Source organism: Stutzerimonas decontaminans (assembly GCF_000661915.1).
In the GTDB taxonomy this organism is placed as follows: Bacteria; Pseudomonadota; Gammaproteobacteria; order Pseudomonadales; family Pseudomonadaceae; genus Stutzerimonas; species Stutzerimonas decontaminans.
In genome coordinates this window covers 54445-73617 of sequence record NZ_CP007510.1, presented here as the reverse complement: position 1 = coordinate 73617, position 19173 = coordinate 54445, and the positions used below count along the sequence as shown (strand labels likewise).

At 54.9% G+C, this 19173-nt stretch carries 14 protein-coding genes and 8 pseudogenes; 9 read left to right on the top strand and 13 right to left on the bottom strand.

What is annotated here, in order from left to right; genetic code table 11:
* Positions 1–23 precede the first annotated feature (23 nt).
* The 3 genes from UIB01_RS22245 to salA form a co-directional block, all read right to left on the bottom strand.
* Entirely contained in the window at positions 24–947 is a 924-nt protein-coding gene (locus UIB01_RS22245; RefSeq protein ID WP_003292092.1) for a catechol 2,3-dioxygenase, read from the bottom strand.
* Positions 944–1282: a 2Fe-2S iron-sulfur cluster binding domain-containing protein gene (locus tag UIB01_RS23020; RefSeq protein ID WP_003292091.1), complete on the bottom strand. Its 339-nt coding sequence runs from the start codon at positions 1280–1282 to the stop codon at positions 944–946. The genes UIB01_RS22245 and UIB01_RS23020 overlap by 4 nt, the downstream gene beginning before the upstream one ends.
* A gap of 442 nt (positions 1283–1724) precedes the next feature.
* Positions 1725–3038 (bottom strand): salicylate 1-monooxygenase, encoded by a 1314-nt coding sequence (gene salA / locus UIB01_RS22240; RefSeq protein ID WP_009397177.1) that lies wholly within the window; start codon positions 3036–3038, stop codon positions 1725–1727.
* 155 nt (positions 3039–3193) lie between these two features.
* Between salA and nahR the strand changes: the two genes are divergently transcribed.
* On the top strand, positions 3194–4096 hold the full coding sequence (gene nahR, locus UIB01_RS22235) for an HTH-type transcriptional activator NahR (RefSeq protein WP_003292087.1): 903 nt from the start codon (positions 3194–3196) through the stop codon (positions 4094–4096).
* 55 nt (positions 4097–4151) lie between these two features.
* On the opposite strand, the pseudogene UIB01_RS22230 reads toward nahR, so the two are convergent.
* A pseudogene (locus tag UIB01_RS22230) lies at positions 4152–4340 on the bottom strand (transposase domain-containing protein); the annotation flags it as partial.
* A gap of 429 nt (positions 4341–4769) precedes the next feature.
* On the opposite strand from UIB01_RS22230, the gene UIB01_RS22225 reads away from it, so the two are divergent.
* Positions 4770–5750, top strand: a complete 981-nt coding sequence (locus UIB01_RS22225; RefSeq protein ID WP_014819624.1) for an IS5-like element ISAch1 family transposase — start codon at positions 4770–4772, stop codon at positions 5748–5750.
* Positions 5750–7168 (top strand): FAD-dependent monooxygenase, encoded by a 1419-nt coding sequence (locus UIB01_RS22220; RefSeq protein ID WP_003292084.1) that lies wholly within the window; start codon positions 5750–5752, stop codon positions 7166–7168. Before UIB01_RS22225 ends, UIB01_RS22220 begins: the two co-directional genes overlap by 1 nt.
* 566 nt (positions 7169–7734) lie before the next feature.
* Here UIB01_RS22220 and UIB01_RS22215 read toward each other — a convergent pair.
* Positions 7735–8256, bottom strand: a pseudogene (locus UIB01_RS22215) (IS5 family transposase); the annotation flags it as partial.
* A gap of 137 nt (positions 8257–8393) precedes the next feature.
* Here UIB01_RS22215 and UIB01_RS23335 point away from each other — a divergent pair.
* The 6 genes and pseudogenes from UIB01_RS23335 to UIB01_RS23015 all read left to right on the top strand — a co-directional run.
* Positions 8394–8679: pseudogene (locus UIB01_RS23335) on the top strand (recombinase family protein); the annotation flags it as partial.
* A pseudogene (locus tag UIB01_RS22205) lies at positions 8679–8831 on the top strand (transposase); the annotation flags it as partial. The pseudogenes UIB01_RS23335 and UIB01_RS22205, both read left to right, overlap by 1 nt.
* 85 nt (positions 8832–8916) lie before the next feature.
* Entirely contained in the window at positions 8917–9276 is a 360-nt protein-coding gene (tnpB, locus tag UIB01_RS22200; protein WP_003292067.1) for an IS66 family insertion sequence element accessory protein TnpB, read from the top strand.
* A 191-nt stretch (positions 9277–9467) separates the two neighbouring features.
* Positions 9468–10856: an IS66 family transposase gene (gene tnpC / locus UIB01_RS22195; RefSeq protein ID WP_040138059.1), complete on the top strand. Its 1389-nt coding sequence runs from the start codon at positions 9468–9470 to the stop codon at positions 10854–10856.
* A 44-nt stretch (positions 10857–10900) separates the two neighbouring features.
* Positions 10901–11167, top strand: a pseudogene (locus UIB01_RS22190) (transposase); the annotation flags it as partial.
* A 176-nt stretch (positions 11168–11343) separates the two neighbouring features.
* Positions 11344–11475: pseudogene (locus UIB01_RS23015) on the top strand (IS5/IS1182 family transposase); the annotation flags it as partial.
* Between the two features lie 245 nt (positions 11476–11720).
* Here the strand turns inward: UIB01_RS23015 and UIB01_RS22185 are convergent.
* From UIB01_RS22185 to hcaB, 8 genes and pseudogenes are all read right to left on the bottom strand, one after another.
* Positions 11721–13121, bottom strand: coding sequence for an OmpP1/FadL family transporter (locus UIB01_RS22185; RefSeq protein WP_040138055.1), 1401 nt, complete (start codon positions 13119–13121; stop codon positions 11721–11723).
* A 108-nt stretch (positions 13122–13229) separates the two neighbouring features.
* Positions 13230–13433: pseudogene (locus UIB01_RS23580) on the bottom strand (hypothetical protein); the annotation flags it as partial.
* Positions 13426–13634: pseudogene (locus UIB01_RS23655) on the bottom strand (alcohol dehydrogenase catalytic domain-containing protein); the annotation flags it as partial. The pseudogenes UIB01_RS23655 and UIB01_RS23580, both read right to left, overlap by 8 nt.
* Positions 13606–14274: a 2-hydroxychromene-2-carboxylate isomerase gene (locus UIB01_RS22180; protein ID WP_003292062.1), complete on the bottom strand. Its 669-nt coding sequence runs from the start codon at positions 14272–14274 to the stop codon at positions 13606–13608. The gene UIB01_RS22180 and the pseudogene UIB01_RS23655, both read right to left, overlap by 29 nt.
* Before the next feature lie 258 nt (positions 14275–14532).
* Entirely contained in the window at positions 14533–15537 is a 1005-nt protein-coding gene (locus UIB01_RS22175) for a dihydrodipicolinate synthase family protein (protein WP_003292061.1), read from the bottom strand.
* A gap of 406 nt (positions 15538–15943) precedes the next feature.
* Positions 15944–16852, bottom strand: a complete 909-nt coding sequence (gene nahC, locus UIB01_RS22170) for a 1,2-dihydroxynaphthalene dioxygenase (RefSeq protein WP_040138052.1) — start codon at positions 16850–16852, stop codon at positions 15944–15946.
* Between the two features lie 27 nt (positions 16853–16879).
* On the bottom strand, positions 16880–18331 hold the full coding sequence (locus UIB01_RS22165; protein WP_040138050.1) for an aldehyde dehydrogenase: 1452 nt from the start codon (positions 18329–18331) through the stop codon (positions 16880–16882).
* Positions 18332–18378: 47 nt separating this feature from the next.
* Positions 18379–19158, bottom strand: a complete 780-nt coding sequence (hcaB, locus tag UIB01_RS22160) for a 3-(cis-5,6-dihydroxycyclohexa-1,3-dien-1-yl)propanoate dehydrogenase (RefSeq protein WP_014819636.1) — start codon at positions 19156–19158, stop codon at positions 18379–18381.
* Positions 19159–19173 lie beyond the last annotated feature (15 nt).

Here is a 19173-nt window from a genome sequence, read left to right as displayed (position 1 = left end):
CTGCAATAAGTCGAACCGAACCATCAGGTCAGCACGGTCATGAATCGTTCGTTGAGCACACGGTCGTGATAGAAGATCGCCTTGCCCAGGTCCTTAGCCAGCCAGGTCACCGGCTTGTGATCCGGATAGCTGTAGTTGCCGCCGCAGAACACCTCGCTGCGGTTACCGGACGGGTCGAAGAAGTAGATGGTCTTGCCGTGGGTCAGGCCATGACGGGTCGGGCCGATGTCGATAGAGGTGTCGGTCATGGAGATCAGGTCGGCGGCGCGAAGCACGTCTTCCCAGGTTTCGAGGTGAAAGGACACATGATGGAGGCGGCCTTTTTCCGGATGGTGAATGAAGGCCACGTCGTGGGCCTTGGTCGACAGACTGAGGAACTGGGCGACGCGCGTGCCATTTTCGTCCAGCACCTGTTCGGCCAGATAGAAGCCGAGCACCTTGGTGAACAGGTCATAGGTCGCCGGCAATTCGTCGCCATACAGTAGGCAATGATCGAAACGCACAGCCGCCATGCCTTTCAGATCGCGCGGCCATGCCTCGGGATTGACCTCATTCACACCCCACTTTCCAGTATATTCCTTGTCTGCATACAACTCGAAGTGATGCCCGGAGGGTGCCTGGAAGCGCACGCGCCGGCCACAACTGTTCAGCTCACCTGCGGGTAGCTGCTCAACGGCACAGCCATATGCCGTCAGATCCCGCTCCAGTTGCCGGAGAGCATCCTCATCCACAACCTTGAAACCCATAAAATCCATACCAGGTTCGTCGGCTTCGCGTAGCACCACGGAGAATTTGTCAACTTCGGTCCAAGCCTTGAGATAGACACGGCCCTGATCGTCACGGTCCATCTCGATCAGGCCCAGCAACTCGACGTAGTGTTCCAGGGCCTTGCTCATGTCCAGTACACGCAGCTGCACATGGCCGGGGCGCATTATACCTTTGTTCATGACGTCACCTTTTCTCTTTGTTGTGGGTCGACCGTATTTTCATAGCACGGCTTTGAATAACGCTCGATACATAGATCGCTACGGGCAAACAGTCGGCAGGCCAGGGCGTAGCCTTGTTCGCGGGCCTCTACCGGTACGTGCTTGCAGCTCATACGCCCGCATTCGTAATCACCGGTCAGCACCCGCACCTTACACAGGCCGCACCCGCCGCCGCGACAGCCAACTGGTAGGCAGTGCTTGTTCTGGGCCTCCATAGCACGAAGCACTGACTGCTGCGGCTGGCAGACGAAGCTCTCCCCATCAGGCCGTACAGTGATTTCAAAGACCGTTGGCATCCCGCCTCCGTCGACATGTGCGTCAGTGGGCACCGCTGCAGGACCTCCAAATACAAGTCCTGACCAGTTTGGCGATCGCTAGGGAAGTATTGATTGTCATCGCGGGAGCGCTGATTATTAAGGTGTAACGGAACGAACTCTTGTTATTGGTTTGCATTGTTCTCTCTAGCGATGCTCTTTGGCGCAGCATGTATGAAATCCTAATGGGTTACCGTGGTATCTGCGGTCCACTGGCACCAATGCGGTGGCTGCCTGTGCTTAGATCAGAATCTAACTATATTTACAGATCCAACGGCTCCCATGGGCGTCGGCCTAGCGGCTGAAACAAAGTGATATTTTGCACCTAGCACTAAACGCAAGCCTATGTGCATCACGTAACCCGTTCGCAGAAAACACTTCAATTACTCGCCTTCGAAACCTTAGCCACTATCGACACGGCCTCTTACCCTTGACGCAGCGCAATTTGCTCATGCGCCTCCCAGCCCATGCGCAGTCGGGCCTCAGCCACATCGGCATCGAGATCATGGTTCCATAGCCAGTCGAAACGAGTCGCCAGTATTTCCCCCACCAGCTGTTCGTCCGCACCTACAATGGGGTCGCGCAACTCGTATAACTCGCCGGTTTCCACAGTGGTTCGTTGCACACGACAGGCATGAGGGCGGCGCAGGTCGTCGTAAGCTCCAAGCAGCTCGGGGAGGTTGCCTGTTTCGGTCCGACTATCGCCCAACAGCCGGGCGAGGAAATAGGCGTCCTCAAGCCCTTGCCCTGCACCGGCCCCTTGGTGCGGCAGCATGGCGTGCGCTGCGTCGCCGATCAGGGCAACCCGACCGTGTACGTAGCCTGGCAGTTCCGGCAGGTCATGCAGTGCCCAGAGAGTTGGCGCCGGGATGCACTCCAGTAAGGCGCGCGGGGCATCGCCCCAGCCCGCGAACGCATCGAGCATCTCGCGCTGGCTCGCTTCCCGTACCCAGGGAGCGTCCGCGGGCCAAGTCGGTTCCGGCTGGCTACGGTCGGAGGTGAACGCTACCACGTTGACAATGCGGCCTTTTCTCACCGGGAAGGTAAGAATATGGCCATCGAGCCCTAAGTACATCTGCGGGACATCCACCAAGTGCTCGTCAATGCCCTTTATTCTAAAGGCTTCGCGCAGTTGCAGGCTATCTACCATGCCCCGGTATGCACAGGTACCGCTAAAACGTGGTTCTAGATGATCCAGCCCCTGACCTTCCAGCACATAGCTACGAAGCGCTGACTTAATGCCGTCGGCGCCGATTAGAAGATCGCAGCGGTACTCTGTGCCGTCGGCGAATAGCACTTGCAGTTCATCACCCTGCTGCTCGATTTGGGTGGCACGCTTCCTAAATTGGGCGATACCTTCTGGAAGGTGTCTTACTAGGGCGTCAAGGAAATCAGCCCGGTGTACAGAGGACTGACCTACGCCCGGCGCAATGGTGGCGCCTAGATAGCTAGCATCGCTACCGCGCCGCCATTCAAACCAAATATCCTCCCAAGGCTGCGGAGTCCGATCAGCAACCTGAAAGTAGGATTGACCCAAACCCAAACCGACAATGGCGCGCACTGCGTTAGGCCCGAAGGACACACCAGCACCGACTTCACCGAACGCCGGGGCAGCCTCGAATAGCTGCACATTAAGATGGGAGTGTTTGCACAAGCTCAATGCCAAGGCAAGGCCTGAAATTCCGCCGCCGACTATAGCGACGCGCAAGGCTGGTTTCTTAGCGTTCATGTCGTTCATGCAATACCTGTCATGACTTTATTATTGGGATATCTCCAACAGTAGCGAAGCCATAACTATTGATAAATACACTAATCCCTATATTATATATTCATAGTGAGAATGTCCGATGCTGCCGCTCTGGCAGGACCACGTCAACAGCATAGCGAGGCTCCATGGAACTGCATGACCTGGATTTAAACCTGCTGGTAGTATTCAACCAGTTGATGGTCGACAAGCGTGTCTCTATCGTCGCGCAAAGCCTAGGCCTAACCCAACCTGCCGTAAGCAACGCCCTGAAGCGCCTGCGCACCGCACTGCAGGACGAACTATTCGTGCGTACCCACCAAGGCATGGAGCCTACGCCCTATGCTGCACATTTAGCTGAGCCTATCGCCCATGCCATGCACAGTCTGCGCGAAGCGCTACATCACGAAGAGCGTTTCGATCCTTTAACCAGCGAGCGTACCTTCACCTTGGCCATGACCGACATTGGTGAGATATATTTCATGCCGCGGTTAATAGATGCGCTCACTCGTAAGGCCCCCCATTGCACAATCAGCACGGTACGCGGCAGCTCGGTGAGTTTGGGACAGTCGTTACTAGACGGTACAGTAGATTTGGCCGTAGGCCTGCTACCCAACCTACAGGCCGGCTTCTTACAGCGTCGGCTTCTCCATAACCGCTACGTGTGCTTGTGCCGTAAGAACCACCCGGCCACCAGAGAGCCACTGACCTTGGAGCGCTTCTGTGCCTACAGCCATATACGTGTCATCGCCGCCAGCACTGGCCACGGCGAAGTAGATTCCCATATGGCGCGAGCTGGCATCCGGCGGGACATTCGCCTAGAGGTTCCGCACTTCGTCGCCGTCGGCCATATCCTCCAGCATACGGAGCTACTCGCCACCGTACCTGAGCGCTTCGCTGACTGCTGTGTAGAGCCCTTCGGTTTGAGCGTGCTGCCAATCCCCATCGACCTACCAGAAATCCCCATTAACATGTTCTGGCACGCAAAATATCACAAGGACCTAGCCAACATCTGGTTGCGACAACTGATGTTCGAGCTGTTTTCGGATTGAGTGACAATCCGGGGTGATCGATACGTAAGCGTACGCCGAACTCACCTTGCGTGATTCAGGCAGGTACCCACTGATGCGGCAGCAGTTGGCCGATCTTACTGGCCCGCTGCGTAGGCAGTCGTGTCAGCACGTCCTTGAGATAGGCATACGGATCATGTCCGTTCATGCGGGCCGACTGGATCAGGCTCATGATCGCCGCCGCTCGTTTGCCGCTGCGTAGCGACCCGGCAAACAACCAGTTCGATGGACTTGCCCCTACCAAACCGGACACCAACTCCCCGTTGATGCTACTGCCAAGCGCCTGAATTCCCTCGGCGAGCGATATTTCAAAGCGCTGTGCGGATGCTGCTCGTTCTAATCAACATAAGCAGCCTCGACAAGGCCGCGACGTTAGCCCAGGTGGGTCAGTTTTACATCGGCCTTGACACATGCAGCTGCATACTTTCCCCTCAATATTCATGCCGGCGATGATATCTATACAAATTCGCTTATTTACTTATATAACAGCCTTCTCTATTTTTCACCCAACGGCATCATTAATGGGAGCGTGGTCAGAGCGGGCTCTCACGCCACGGCATGAGACGCTGCAACTCACCGCCCCTGTTAAGGAAACTCTGAAGAAGACTTCCTGATTTGGCAAAATGCCCAGACTCTCCACCCGCCCGAGTTTCCGATGAAGCAGATGACCTTCGCCGACGCCGAGTACGCCGGTAAGCGCAAGCAGACCCGCAAGGAATTGTTCCTGATCGAGATGGATCGGGTTGTGCCATGGAAGGGTTTGATTGCCTTGATCGAGCCGTATTACCCCAAGGGCGAAGGCGGCCGACCCGCCTATCCGCTGATGGCGATGCTGCGCGTACATCTGATGCAAAACTGGTTCGGCTACAGCGATCCGGCGATGGAGGAAGCGCTGTACGAGACCACCATCCTGCGTCAGTTCGCCGGGTTGAGACTGGAGCGCATTCCGGACGAGACCACCATCCTCAATTTCCGCCGGCTGCTGGAGAAGCGTGAGTTGGCGGCCGGTATCCTTGGCGTGATCAATGGCTACCTGGGAGATCGCGGCCTGTCGCTGCGCCAAGGCACCATCGTCGATGCCACGCTGATCAATGCGCCGAGTTCGACCAAGAACAAGGACGGCAAACGCGACCCGGAGATGCACCAGACCAAGAAGGGTAACCAATATTACTTCGGCATGAAGGCCCACATCGGAGTGGATGATGAGTCGGGTCTGGTACACAGCGTAGTCGGTACGCCAGCCAACGTGGCGGATGTCACTCAGGTCGACAAGTTACTGCACGGCGACGAAAACGTCGTTTGCGCCGATGCCGGCTACACGGGCGTCGAAAAGCGCTCCGAACATGAAGGCCGGGCGGTGATCTGGCAGGTCGCGGCACGCCGCAGCACTTACAAGAAGCTTGGCAAGAGCAGCCCGCTCTACAAAGCCAAGCGCAAGGTCGAGAAGGCCAAGGCGCAGGTGCGGGCGAAGGTCGAGCACCCGTTTCGGGTGATCAAGCGCCAGTTTGGTTACACCAAAGTTCGCTTTCGAGGGCTGGTGAAGAACACGGCGCAGTTAGTGACGCTGTTCGCCCTGTCGAACCTGTGGATGGCGCGCCGACATTTACTGGCGAATACAGGAGAGGTGCGCCTGTAATGTGGGAAATGGCCGGCGCGAGGTGCTCGCGGCGGCTAAAAATCCAGAAAAAATGGATGATTCGATCGTTTTTTAGACGAATCGCCGCTTTTAAAATTGGCAGGGCTGAAGTCAGCCAGAAATACGTGACTACTTCAGACCATCCTTATAAGAAAGAGATAATAATTATGAATGAAAAAGAAACCAATAAAATACGCCGCATTGCTGTGGTCGGTGGCGGCATCGGTGGCTTGACCTTTGCGATTGCGATGCGCCACCACGGTATCGACGTTGATATATACGAGCAAGCGGAGGAGTTGCGTGAGGTGGGTGCCGCGGTCGCATTATCCGCCAATGCCACGCGTTTTTATTATAACCACTGGGGTTTGGGCGAGGAGTTTGACGAGGCTGCGTTTGAAATCTCTGCTTTGATCTACCGGGACGGAAAGACTGGCCGTGAAATCGGCAGGCACGCCGGCGGGCTGGCGTATCGAGACCTTTTCGGCGGCCCATATCTCGGCATCCACCGGGCCGAGTTGCAACGAATCCTCTCCACCAAGGTGGGTATGGAACGCATCCACCTGAATAAACGCCTAGTAAATATCGATGACACTGGCGAACAGGTAGTGTTACATTTTAAGGATGGCAGCAAAGCGGAAGCCGATATAGTCATCGGTGCTGACGGGATGCGTTCCACCGTACGGAATTTGATGCTCGGCTATGAAGATTACATATACGCGGGGTACACAGCATTTCGTGGGATTGTTCCAATCGATAAAATACCGAGCATGCCTGATCCGACCGCTATTCAATTCTGGATGGGTGAGTCCGGCCACTGTCTTCACTACCCGATCGGCGGAGACAGAAAAGGAGACATCAATTTCTTTCTCGTAGAGCGCACTCCGACGACTTGGCCACTAAAACAGTCGACTGCGCCTACAGACGACGGTGAACAGCTACGCCTCTTCAAGGACTGGCATCCTGCTCTCGTCGAGATGATCGCTTCGAACACCTTGAAGACAGTAAATCAGCGATGGGGAATGGTTTATCGTATGACCCTTGGCCGCTGGAGCAAAGGTCGGGTAACGCTGCTCGGTGATGCTGCACATTCCCTAGTACCGCACCATGGACAGGGTGCCAACCAGTCGATCGAGGATGCCGTGGTCCTTGCTGACTGCATTGCCGCTGCGGGTTCCGCGTCGATTGCAGAAACCTTTGAACGTTACGAGCGACTGCGTCGTGGCCGGGCGCGCAAAGTTGTGTATGCGTCCGTGACCACTGGCGATATGTTGCACTTGCCACCGGGTGAAGAGAGGGATCGGCGCGATGCACGTCTTGCATCTCATGATGCCATGGTGCATCACCTCGATTGGATCCACGGCTTCGATGCTAGCGATCTCAACGAGCCGGATGAACGCCAGGGCGGCACCTGGTTGTGATGCGGGCTTTCTACGTCACCTCGGAATGTAATTTACCGTAGAAGACCTGTGGTGCAATGCTACTCACCTAAGCGGAGCAGCATTGCGATTAACCGGGAAGCGAGTTGTGGAAATCTTTACCATCCTGGGTCTTGATGGCCTAAGCCTCTTGGGGCACCTCTAAAAACACTCATCCGGACTGAGCCAGGATTCGAAAGTGCAGCTCCTTGGCATCCGAACGCCGACTTGGGCGCTCGCAGAGCATCGTGAATGGCCGGTTGCATCACGCAACCGGTGCCCGGTTCAGGTCATTTCCAGCAGGCTCGACACTATGACGACGTTTATATGAGGTTCACTTGTGTTAGCCGTACCCGCTCATCCCTAGCTAATCTCCGCCTTGATGCTGGCAGATTCAGTCTGGCCTCGCGGTTCGACCTACCGAAATATCGGCGGTAACATTGTCCCAGAGCTTCAGACCCGGCTGTTACCGGCCACGCCTGTCTGGGTAGGGAACGAGTGGTGGAACAGTCGGTTCCGTCGGGCGTTAACCTGCGGAACAGAAACCCATGCGACTTTCGGGTCGCACTGCCGAAGTAATATTGGTTACCCTTCTTGGTCTGGTGCATCTCCGGGTCGCGTTTGCCGTCCTTGTTCTTGGTCGAACTCGGCACATTGATCAGCGTGGCATCGACGATGGTGCCTTGGCGCAGCGACAGGCCGCGATCTCCCAGGTAGCCATTGATCATGCCAAGGATACCGGCCGCCAACTCATGCTTCTCCAGCAGCCGGCGGAAATTGAGGATGGTGGTCTCGTCAGGAATGCGCTCCAAGCTCAACCCGGCGAACTGACGCAGGATGGTGGTCTCGTACAGCGCTTCTTCCATCGCCGGATCGCTGTAGCCGAACCAGTTTTGCATCAGATGTACGCGCAGCATCGCCATCAGCGGATAGGCGGGTCGGCCGCCTTCGCCCTTGGGGTAATGCGGCTCGATCAAGGCAATCAAACCCTTCCATGGCACAACCCGATCCATCTCGATCAGGAACAATTCCTTGCGGGTCTGCTTGCGCTTACCGGCGTACTCGGCGTCGGCGAAAGTGATCTGTTTCATCGGAAACTCGGGCGGGTGGAGAGTCTGGGCATTTTGCCAAATCAGGAAGTCTTCTTCAGAGTTTCCTTAATGAGCTTCCCCCGTTGCCAACCAATGTGCAAGCGGGCTGCGCAAGATCACTGCCGGTCGTATCGATTGCGGCACTCGGCTTGATCGAGCGTCTCTACGTGCTGTCACCGGACCGCCTATCGCGAAAGTACGCGCACCAGGTTCTTCTCATCGAGGAACTGTCGGCGTTCGGCGTCGAGGTCGTGATTCCTCAATCACGCCATCGGCGCGACCCCGGAAGAGGCGCTGTTGCTGCAGATGCAGGGCATGATCGCTGAATACGAGCGCGCCAAGATCATGGAGCGCAATCGTCGCGGCAAGCTTCATGGCGCGAAGCGCGGCAGTGTCAATGTGCTCTCGACGGCGCCCTATGGGTGATCTGGCAGGTCGCGGCACGCCGCAATACTTACAAAAAGCTTGGCAAGAGCAGCCCGCTCTACAAAGCCAAGCGCAAGGTCGAGAAGGCCAAGGCGCAGGTGCGGGCCAAGGTCGAGCACCCGTTTCGGGTGATCAAGCGCCAGTTTGGTTAGTAAGCGCTCCATAAACCCCATCTTCAAACGAACCGATAGCCAGACGATGCTGCGCTCCTGATTTCTTTCAGGAGCAGCTGCCATGATGCGTCCCGACGCCAAGGTGCAGAAGGTCTATCTCTATCCCAAGCCTGTCGACTTTCGTAAATCCATCAACGGCCTGGCGGCACTCGTCGAGTTGGATATAAAGGTGGAAGTGTTCAACCCGGTACTGTTCGTGTTCCTCAATCGCAGCCGCAACCAGGTGAAGATCCTCTATTGGGAGCGTAATGGTTTCTGCCTGTGGCTCAAACGCCTAGAGGCCGAGCGCTTCAAGACCAAGCCCGATGCCGGCGATGAGCCCATCGAGCTGACGGTCGACGAATTGAACTGGCTGCTCGACGGCATCGACCTCTGGCGAAACCGCCCTCATCAAGTCCTGACGCCGCGTTACGTGGCCTGAGCCGGTATAATCCACGGCCATGATTGCCGTGCCCGATACCCTTCCTGACGATCCCGACGCGCTCAAACAGTTGCTGTCGCAAGTGTTGCTGGCACGTCAATCTGATCTGAACAAAATCAGTCAACTTCAGGAACAGGTCGCTCTGCTGCGCCACAAACTGTTCTCGCCGAAGTCAGAGCGCAGCCCCGAGGATGCGCGACTCGCCGCAGTTGGCCATGTTCAACGAGGCCGAAGAGCTGGTCGAAGAGGGTGCTTGCACTGACGAGCCAGGCGGTGATGGAGCTGAGGCAGAAGAGGTTATGGCGCCGCTCAAGCGCCGTGGCAAGCGCAAGCCGCTGCCGGCCAAGCTACCGCGTATTGACGTCATTCACGAACTGCCCGAGCACGCGCTGACCTGCGAGTGCGGCTGCCGCAAGCAGGCCATCGGCGAAGAAACCAGCGAGCAGCTGGAGATCATCCCGATGCAGGTGCGGGTGATCCGTCATATCCGCAAGACCTATGCCTGCAAGGCCTGCGAAGCGGCACCGGTCACCGCCGACAAGCCAGCCCAGCTGATCGAGAAAAGCCTGGCCAGCCCCAGCGTGCTGGCGATGCTGCTGGCCACCAAGTACGCCGACGGCATCCCGCTGTACCGCTTCGAGAGGATGCTCAGCCGGCACGGCATCGACATCTCTCGCCAGACCCTGGCGCGCTGGGTAATCCAGTGCGGCGAACAGCTGCAACCCGTGATCAACCTGATGCGCGACCGGCTGCTCGACTACCCGGTGCTGCACTGCGACGAAACCCGGCTGCAGGTACTGCATGAGCCGGGTCGTGACCCCACCACGCAATCCTGGATGTGGGTGCAAAGCGGTGGGCCACCCGACAAACCGGTGATCCTGTTCGACTACTCATCCAGCCGTGCGCAGGAAGTACCGCTGCGCCTGCTCGCAGGCTACCGCGGCTACCTGATGACTGACGACTATGCCGGCTACAACGCCGTGGCCGCACAAGAGGGCATCGAACGCCTGGCCTGCTGGGCGCATGCGCGACGCAAGTTCGTCGAAGCACAGAAGGTGCAGCCCAAGGGCAAGACCGGGCGCGCCGACATCGTGCTGAACCTGATCAACAAGCTTTACGGCATCGAGCGTGATCTGAAAGAAGCCGACGACAGCGGGCGCCTCGCCGCCCGCCAGCAGCGCAGCCGACCGATCATCGACCAACTTAAGACCTGGCTGGACAAGACCCAACCACAGGTCGCCGGACAGACCGCCCTGGGCAAGGCGGTGAACTACCTGGCCAGCAACTGGAGCCGCTTGGTGCGCTACCTCGAAGGCGGCCACCTGCCAATCGACAACAACCGCGCCGAGAACGCCATCCGCCCGTTCGTCATCGGCCGCAAGAACTGGCTGTTCAGCGACACCCCGAAAGGCGCCAGGGCCAGCGCGCAGATCTACAGCCTGATCGAAACCGCCAAGGCCAACGGCCAGGAACCTTACGCCTGGCTGCGCCACATCCTCGAACGCCTGCCGACCGCCAGCAGCGTAGACGACTGCGAAGCACTGCTGCCATGGAACTGCTCGCCAGCAACTGCATCCTGACTTGCGAACCTTGTTAGCGGTAGGTGGGTTTATGGAGCGCTTACGTCGCGGCACGCCGCAGCACTTACAAGAAGCTTGGCAAGAGCAGCCCGCTCTACAAAGCCAAGCGCAAGGTCGAGAAGGCCAAGGCGCAGGTGCGGGCGAAGGTCGAGCACCCGTTTCGGGTGATCAAGCGCCAGTTTGGTTACACCAAAGTTCGCTTTCGAGGGCTGGTGAAGAACACGGCGCAGTTGGTGACGCTGTTCGCCCTGTCGAACCTGTGGATGGCGCGCCGACATTTACTGGCGAATACAGGAGAGGTGCGCCTGTAATGCGGGAAATGGCCGCCGCGAGGTGCTCGCGGCGGCTAAAAACCCAGAAAGAATGGATGATTCGATCGTTTTTTAGACGAATCGCCGCTTTTGAAATTGGCAGGGCTGAAGTCAGCCAGAAATACGTGACTACTTCAGACCGTCCTTAGCGGTAGGTGGGTTTATGGAGCGCTTACTTTGGTTACACCAAAGTTCGCTTTCGAGGGCTGGTGAAGAACACGGCGCAGTTGGTGACGCTGTTCGCCCTGTCGAACCTGTGGATGGCGCGCCGACATTTACTGGCGAATACAGGAGAGGTGCGCCTGTAATGCGGGAAATGGCCGCCGCGAGGTGCTCGCGGCGGCTAAAAATCCAGAAAGAATAGATGATTCGATCGTTTTTTAGACGAATCGCCGCTTTTAAAATTGGCAGGGCTGAAGTCAGCCAGAAATACGTGACTACTTCAGACCATCCCTAGTCAACCAGATCGCTATTGCCCCCGAAGATCGAGCCAACAAAGACAGCGGCTAAAATTAATTAGTACGAACTTCAGATGCTCACGATAGCGATTTAATCAGAATGAATAATTATAGGCTAAGACGAAATTATCTTGCGACATGGACGATCTCACGGGCGACGAGGTGTTGTAAGCCGATCGATTGGTCATACTTTGCTCGAAGGCATGCGAATACGCAGCATCGAACCTACCCGATTTTGATACTTGGTAGCTGAATCCCAAGGAAGCGTGTTTCCGCAAAATACCCGGAACTAGCGCCAACAATCCCTCATCATTAAAGGGCTGCGTCGCCTGACGGTAACCTGCTCGCACTGTTAAATTCGGGGTAGCTGCATACGAAGCCCCAATCGCCACTATTGTTTGATCCTTGGCATTTTGAGGAAGTCTTAAGTCGACATCACCAACATCACTAGAAAACCCTACCTTTATATCCTTCCAGGCATCCTTCCAAAAAACGCGAGACACATCAACAGCAACGAGTAATTTGTCCGTAACTTGGTGGCTCAGACCCACGTCAAGTTTGGCAGGGGTATTAAAGTCTAAAACACGAACCTCGCCCTCGATAGGCACATTACCGATGAGGCCATCTACCGCGGTAACAGTCCCCTTCCCTTTCAAGTCGTTCATATGGCTTTTGAGCATGTAGGAGATACCCAACTTGGTCGTTGGCGTAATCTTATATAGCAAACCTAACCTACCCGAGTATCCCCAACCATCGACACCACTCGGAAGTTCCTTGTTTTGGCTAACGCTCAAATGCACACCCCGCGGGTCGGGTAAAGTGCCGATCAAGCCCAACAGCGAACCGGACACACGCCCATCACCGGCGAGACTACCCAACTGGTTCGTTCCCAGCAAATAATCGAGATCCAAACCACTCCATTTTGCATCTAGCGATCCACCGATAACAAGACGATCGTTAATCTTAAAACTCACGGCAAAAGGTATGTCAAGTATAAACAAGCGACTGGCGTTCTCAAGGCCGGTATCAGCATCGGCGGCATAGCCCATTCCGCCAATATCGCCGCGGGACAAAAAACTGTCCTTCCCATACTCGACCCCTATCCCCGCTTGTGCGAATATGCCCGCGCCAAAGGTCCAGTTAGAAACTTTACGGATAAAAGCAAGCTGAGGGGCAACATAGGGGCCTCTATTATTAGAATGCCGACTTGATGACGCTTTCTCGCCTGTACCAAGATTGGTGGCGCTGATATCTGTGGTAATCAGATCTAGCCCTAGCAGTATTTCACCTGTCGCATCAGACAAGTCCATTGTCGCTGGGTTGACCATCATTGACGCGGGCCCGACATAATGAGCAACAGCCGTACCGCCCATGCTTCTGGAAACCGCGCCAAAGCCCTCCAAAATCAAACCATCCGTCGCTACCGCATGGCTTGACGCAATACCCAAGATCGCAGCACTAATTGTTTTATTGAGTAAATTTTTTTTTTTAATCATATGTTCCACCGTTTATTAATTTTGTTTTTGGGATACAACATCACTAAAAGCAAACTGCCCGCAACCTTAGAAAAGCCCACACGAGCCGCGTAATTCTACCAGCACGTTTCAACCAATATGGAGCACCGGCTTGAGCGTGACCCCTTCTTCCGAGTCTTCGGCGGCTCGATTGATTTCCTCAAAAGGATAAAACTTAATTAGCTTGTCAAATAGAAACTTCCCCTGGCGATAAAGTTCTACCAACCTCGGAATAAAAATATCTGAAATCGACTGATCTTCGACGATTCCACGAAGCTTACGATTGAATAGCAGGAACTACACCAGGCCCTTCATGCCCTAAAACCATCGGGAGCGGAACCGGATAATGCTGATCGCGACAAATCAGATCCGTATGACACAACCCGGTCGCAACCAATATAACGAGAACTTGATCTTCTGCAGCTCATTAAGAGCTACATGCCCGAATAAGAATGGGCCGTTTTTTTTACGGACTATTGCCGCTTTGATTTCCATCTCCTTCTGTTACCGGTTTTACTCCGGTTTCCCCCGCGGCGGCTATTCCAGCACTACAGCCGCACCTCAGTGTGTTCTCGAGCATAAATAGACGGTCGTTGCCCCACCACATTTGATCGCCCAAAAACATCGTTGGTACACCGAATACTTTACGTTCGATGGCGGCCTGGGTATGCTCATCATACGCATTTGTTGCAGCGTCGCTGCTGAGAAACTCCTCGAAAGCAGCGCGATCCCACCCTAGAGTCCCGCACACTAGGGCAAGCAGGCTTTCCGAGTCCAGAGCTATACCTTCCCCCCAAACTGCATTGAATACTGTATTCACGTAAGCAGCAGTCTGCGTTTCGGCACCCGAGTAATAGAGCCCAGCATTCATCCGTTGGCTATTGTAATTGGCAGGAAATAAAAACGGTAATCCGTACAGCTCGGCCCAGCGTTTTAAATCCACCATCAAATAGGCAAGTTTGACTTTCAGATCGCGATTGGAGGGGCCTACGTTTCCGATGGCGATTTTGGCTCGCGCCAAATCAATCGAGTGATAGCGAATGGAAAAGCTATAATCGTGGGCTAGCTTCGACAAGCGATGGTTAGCCAAGTAAGAAAAAGGGCTCAAAAAGTCGAAATAGAAATCAACAATCACAATCAAACACTCCAAAAAACTAAGCCAACCAACAGTGGGTTGCCTCATCAAGGATGGCACCCATCGTCGGCTTGATATGCTGGCTTCATTCGGTATTCCTAAAGCCTGACTTCACACCCGAGTCTGCGAGACTAGCAGTCTTAGCTAAATTTGCCGAACTGGCGACGCCTACTAGTAGCGCAAGAAATATGATTAATCTAATATATTTCAAATCGTTCAGCGTCTTTTCCAGCATTTCGCCAGACCAATCGAGTTGGACTACTTCAATTCCTTGCTGTATTTAGCATGCAGTGCGGCCCAAGCTTTGCCTGACTTAAGGGCGCCAGCAATATAGTCTTCTGGGACGATGTTATAGGGCGGACGGCATGGTCCAGCTGTGAGCCAGCCAGCTGCATCCATGCGTGCTTTTTCAAGTCCGATGTTGTATTTCGAGAACTCCGAAAAGTCGCCACGCGGAAACAATGTCGAATCGGCTGCGCGCATGTCATCGGAGATGGCTTTGGCCTTGATCCAGTCACCGCTGCTCTTGGCCTGATCCACTGCATCACGCAACATGATGGCGGTAGCCGGGCCGCACATGGAGCCGCTTGACCAGAACGCGGTCATGCGCTCAGGATTGATGCGTGCGGCCGCGTAATAGTCATCCTCGTGTGGAAGGAAGCGGATGTTGGGTGCCAATTTCAGGTCCAAGTCAAGCATTCCGATGCCTAGATATTTGGCAGTTACTACCTGCGGAATTTTGGACATTTCTGCCCAGAAGGGGCGAGGGAAGTCGAACTTGAAGGCTTCAGGGTTAGCGTAAATCGCAATGGCAGCCTCCGGTACCGCCTCTGCAACATCACGATAGAACTGGACCGCTGTGGGCAGGTCCATCTTCACCCACATTGGGACACCGAGCATGGTACCGCTGGCGCCCATATCCATAAACTCACGAGTTTGGCGGATGACTTCGCGGGTATTCAAGGCCGTGGTGCCGCAGAAATAAGGCACGCGACCACGAATGGTTTCGACAATCGTCGAAACATAGTCACGTTTTTCCTCCCAGGTCAACGTAGCGCACTCGCCAAAAGTGCCCATACTTAAAATTCCGTTGACACCAGCCGCAATCAGCTCTTCAACTATGCGAGCAGTCTCGTTTAAGTCAACTGTGTTAGTGCTGCGCCAGTTAGAAGCATCCGGAGTAGCCGGCGTTGGCATAATAGCCCAGACACCATGGATATCCTCGGCAGTAAGACGCGCTGGTTTCATAGTTTTATTCGACATGGAGACACTCTTGGTTAGGTAAAAAAGCTGGAACTAGGTTAGTCAGAATCGTTGTCCAATCGCGACCGACTCCAAATTACGGATCTAGAGTTACCGTAGCTGTAGCCTCTTGGAGCCCAATCACCTTTATACGTTCGGTTTAAGGAACAGCTTCCGGATATCAATACTAACGAGCCAGTCGCTCGTTAAGTCAACATGAACTTGCAGTGCTGGGCCCCATGCATGATCTGCATCGAACGACTGAGACTAGCATCCTCATTCGCCACGATCCTTGCATAATCTATTACAGCCCCGATGTGAGGGTGAACCGGAGCAAAATCGGGAAAATTAATACTGCAGGAGCATAAGTAATTTTCCCCAACGCATATCTGGAAGAGAGCCTGCGCCTGTAACTTTGGTTGTAGTTTTAACTCAATTTTACATCCAAGCCGTAGCCAGTGGTCTCGATACCATGGCCAAAGATGTCTCCAACGTAGTACTCCGCTTCGTCTATGGCCTTGGCACCTCGCCAGCCGGGCTCAATGAGCCAGCCGGAAGGTGTTGCGCCATAGAACGTCAGCGCCTTGTCGTTAGCATGAATGCCAAGTTGCAAGGCAATGTCAATGTCGTTCTTTACAAACTGTTGATGGGTGTATCCCAGATCCTCTATGTCGGTGTACTCAAGCATCACATGATTGAGCCTCTTTTCAGCGGGCATGGCACCAAACCCAATGGAGTGGTCCCGACCATTGCAATGCATGAACGTTAGTTCGCCAGTCATGCCGTTGGGCAGCGGGATCCGGTATTCGACGTCCCCACGCAATCCCAGAAGACTATAGAACTTGTGAGCAGCTTCGACATCGGTCTGGCGAACGATGCAATGACCCAGGCCTTGGTCACCAGTCACAAACTTGCCGTGCAGGGGGCGGCCGGGATGGAACGGGTTGCTCATGTCGATCCGCGGCCCCCAGAATATCTCGGTCGGGTTGCCGCCTGGATCTACTGTCTTCATCAGGCCCAACACCATTCGTTCCTGAGCCTCGGCTTTATCGCAGACGCGAACATCGTAACCGGCGTCAATGAGTTTTTGACCGAGAGCCTCGAACTCCGGTTTTCCGGACACACGCCAGCCCAGGTATTCCAGGTCGTCCTGGCCGTTATGATGGACCACGATTCGATGATGCCAGTAATCCATACGTAGATAGAAACGGTCCTTCTCACCTTCATCAAAAACTTGCAGGCCCAGCATATTCGTGGCGAATGATTTCCACGCATCAGGATCCTTGACCGAGATGCCCATGTATCCGAGTTCAATAACTGCAGTTTGCTTACTCATAGTTTGATTCCTTGGAGTTAGTGCTTATTAGAAGGGATACTGCTGCTCGAAAGGCTCGATGGTCAGCCACTTGAGCTCTGTGAACTCATCGATCACAGCACGGCCGTCGAAGCGCCCGTAGCCGGTTTTCTTAGTCCCTCCGTATGGAGCCTGCGCCTCGCTTTGGACAGTCGATCCGTTAATGTGCACTGAACCATATTCGATGGACATGCCCACGCGCAAAGCACGGTTGATGTCGCGGCCAAATACGCCCGACGACAGGCCATAGGCGCTGTCGTTGGCAATGCGAATGGCCTCTGCTTCGCCGTTGCAACGGATCACCACAGTGATGGGACCGAAGGTCTCCTCATCGTAGATCCGCATGTTGGATTTGACGTGATCCAGGATCGTGGCCGGCATGACCGCACCTTGGGCCATGCCGCCGCAGGCAACTGTGGCTCCTTTGTCGATCGCGTCCTTGAACAAACCATTGATCCGCTCGCCTGAATTTGGCGAGACCATTGGGCCGATGATGCAGTCGCCAGTTACGCATGGGTCGCCCGCGCTCAAACGCTTGGCCTTTTCGGCAAACTTGGCGACAAATTCGTCGGCGATCTTCTCATCAACCACCAAGCGCTCAGTGGACATGCAGATCTGACCTTGGAACAGGAAGCTACCGAACACCGCTGCCTTGACAGCTGCGTCGATGTCCGCGTCATCCAGAACAATAAGTGGGGACTTGCCACCGAGCTCCAGCAGGCAGCGCTTGAGGTGTTGCGCGGCCTTCTGCGCGATAATACTGCCCACGCGGGTGGAGCCCGTGAAGTTGATGCGTCGGATCTCCTTGGCTGAGATCAGTGCGTCGGCGATCTCGGGCGAACGGTCAGGCGAAGAGTTGAGATAGTTGAGCACGCCAGCAGGCAGCCCGGCTTCCTGCACGCACTGGGTGATCAGGGCATGCGTCGCGGGACTAAACTCAGAACCTTTGAATACCACCGCGTTGCCGCAGACCAGCGGATAAGCGATGGCTCGTGCCGCCAGCACTGCGGTGCCGTTCCACGGCACGATGCTCAGGATCGGACCGACCGGCTGACGTAGCGTCATTGAGAGCGTGTCAGACTTGTCTGTCGGAATAGTTTCCCCCTGAATTTGTGTAGCCAGCGATGCCGCTTCACGGAACACATTGGCTGACATCTGGACATTGAAGCCGGCCCAAAGAGCGGAGGCTCCCACCTCCTTGGCCATCACTTCGATAAACTCGGGTGTTTTACTTTCCATAACCTCAGCGACCCTCAGCAGAAGGCGGCGACGCTCCGAAGGTCCAACAGTCTTCCAGGTCTGGAAAGCCTCTTGGGCAGCTTGCGCGGCCTTTAACGCATCCATCACCGTGGAGTTTGCACACTCCGTCATCACCTCACCACTGACGGGGTGCTTTCGCTCGAAGGTCTGTTGGTCACTGGAATTGACCCAGACATTGTTGATAAACAATTTTGTATTCATGCGGTTTTACCAGAAATTTAGTTATTATTTCAAGATAGGCGACAAACCTACTTGCGACCGAGCGCCATCCCTCCATCTATATTAATGACAGTCCCGGTAATGAATTTCCCTTGATCTCGCGACGCCAACAACAAATAGGGTGCCACTACGTCTTCGGCCTTGGCTGCAAATCCAAGAGGCGTTAGACCCTTGATCATGTCCTCGATACCGGGCATGTTTTCCATGTGAGTTTTGTCGAAGCCGGCGCTTGCGGGACCGCACAGAGACGTCACAGTGCCGCCCGGTGCTACGGCGTTGACGCGAATGTGGGGAGCCAATTCGTAAGCCAAAGCTTTCATCATGCCCAGGACCGCATGCTTGCTGGCGATGTAGCAAGAACCACCAGCACCGACCGCATGGGACGACACTGAAGCGGTCATCACCACTGATCCGCTAGTCTTTTTCAGTTCCTGCAGGGCGGCCCTGATACCGCTGAAATAGCTCTTGACATTGATGTTGAATATCTCATCAAAACTGCTCGATATTTTCTCCCAAGGCTCTTCGATGCCAAGCATGTAATCCCAAATACCGGCATTTGCAATGAAACAATCGAGATGGCCGAATCTATCGGTTGTTTGCTTTATCAGCTTCTCATTTGTTGCGTGGTCCCGGACATCGCCCACGACGATCTCGAGTGCGTCCTTGAACTCATTGCAAAGGCTCGCCTTTTGCTCCTCGTTTTGTACGAGAGCGGATACGCAATAACCGGCGGACTTAAAGGATCGAACCAGTGCGAGACCAATTCCTGAGCCAGCACCGGTTATCGAAACGACTTGTTGATTGCTCATACACACAAATTTCCT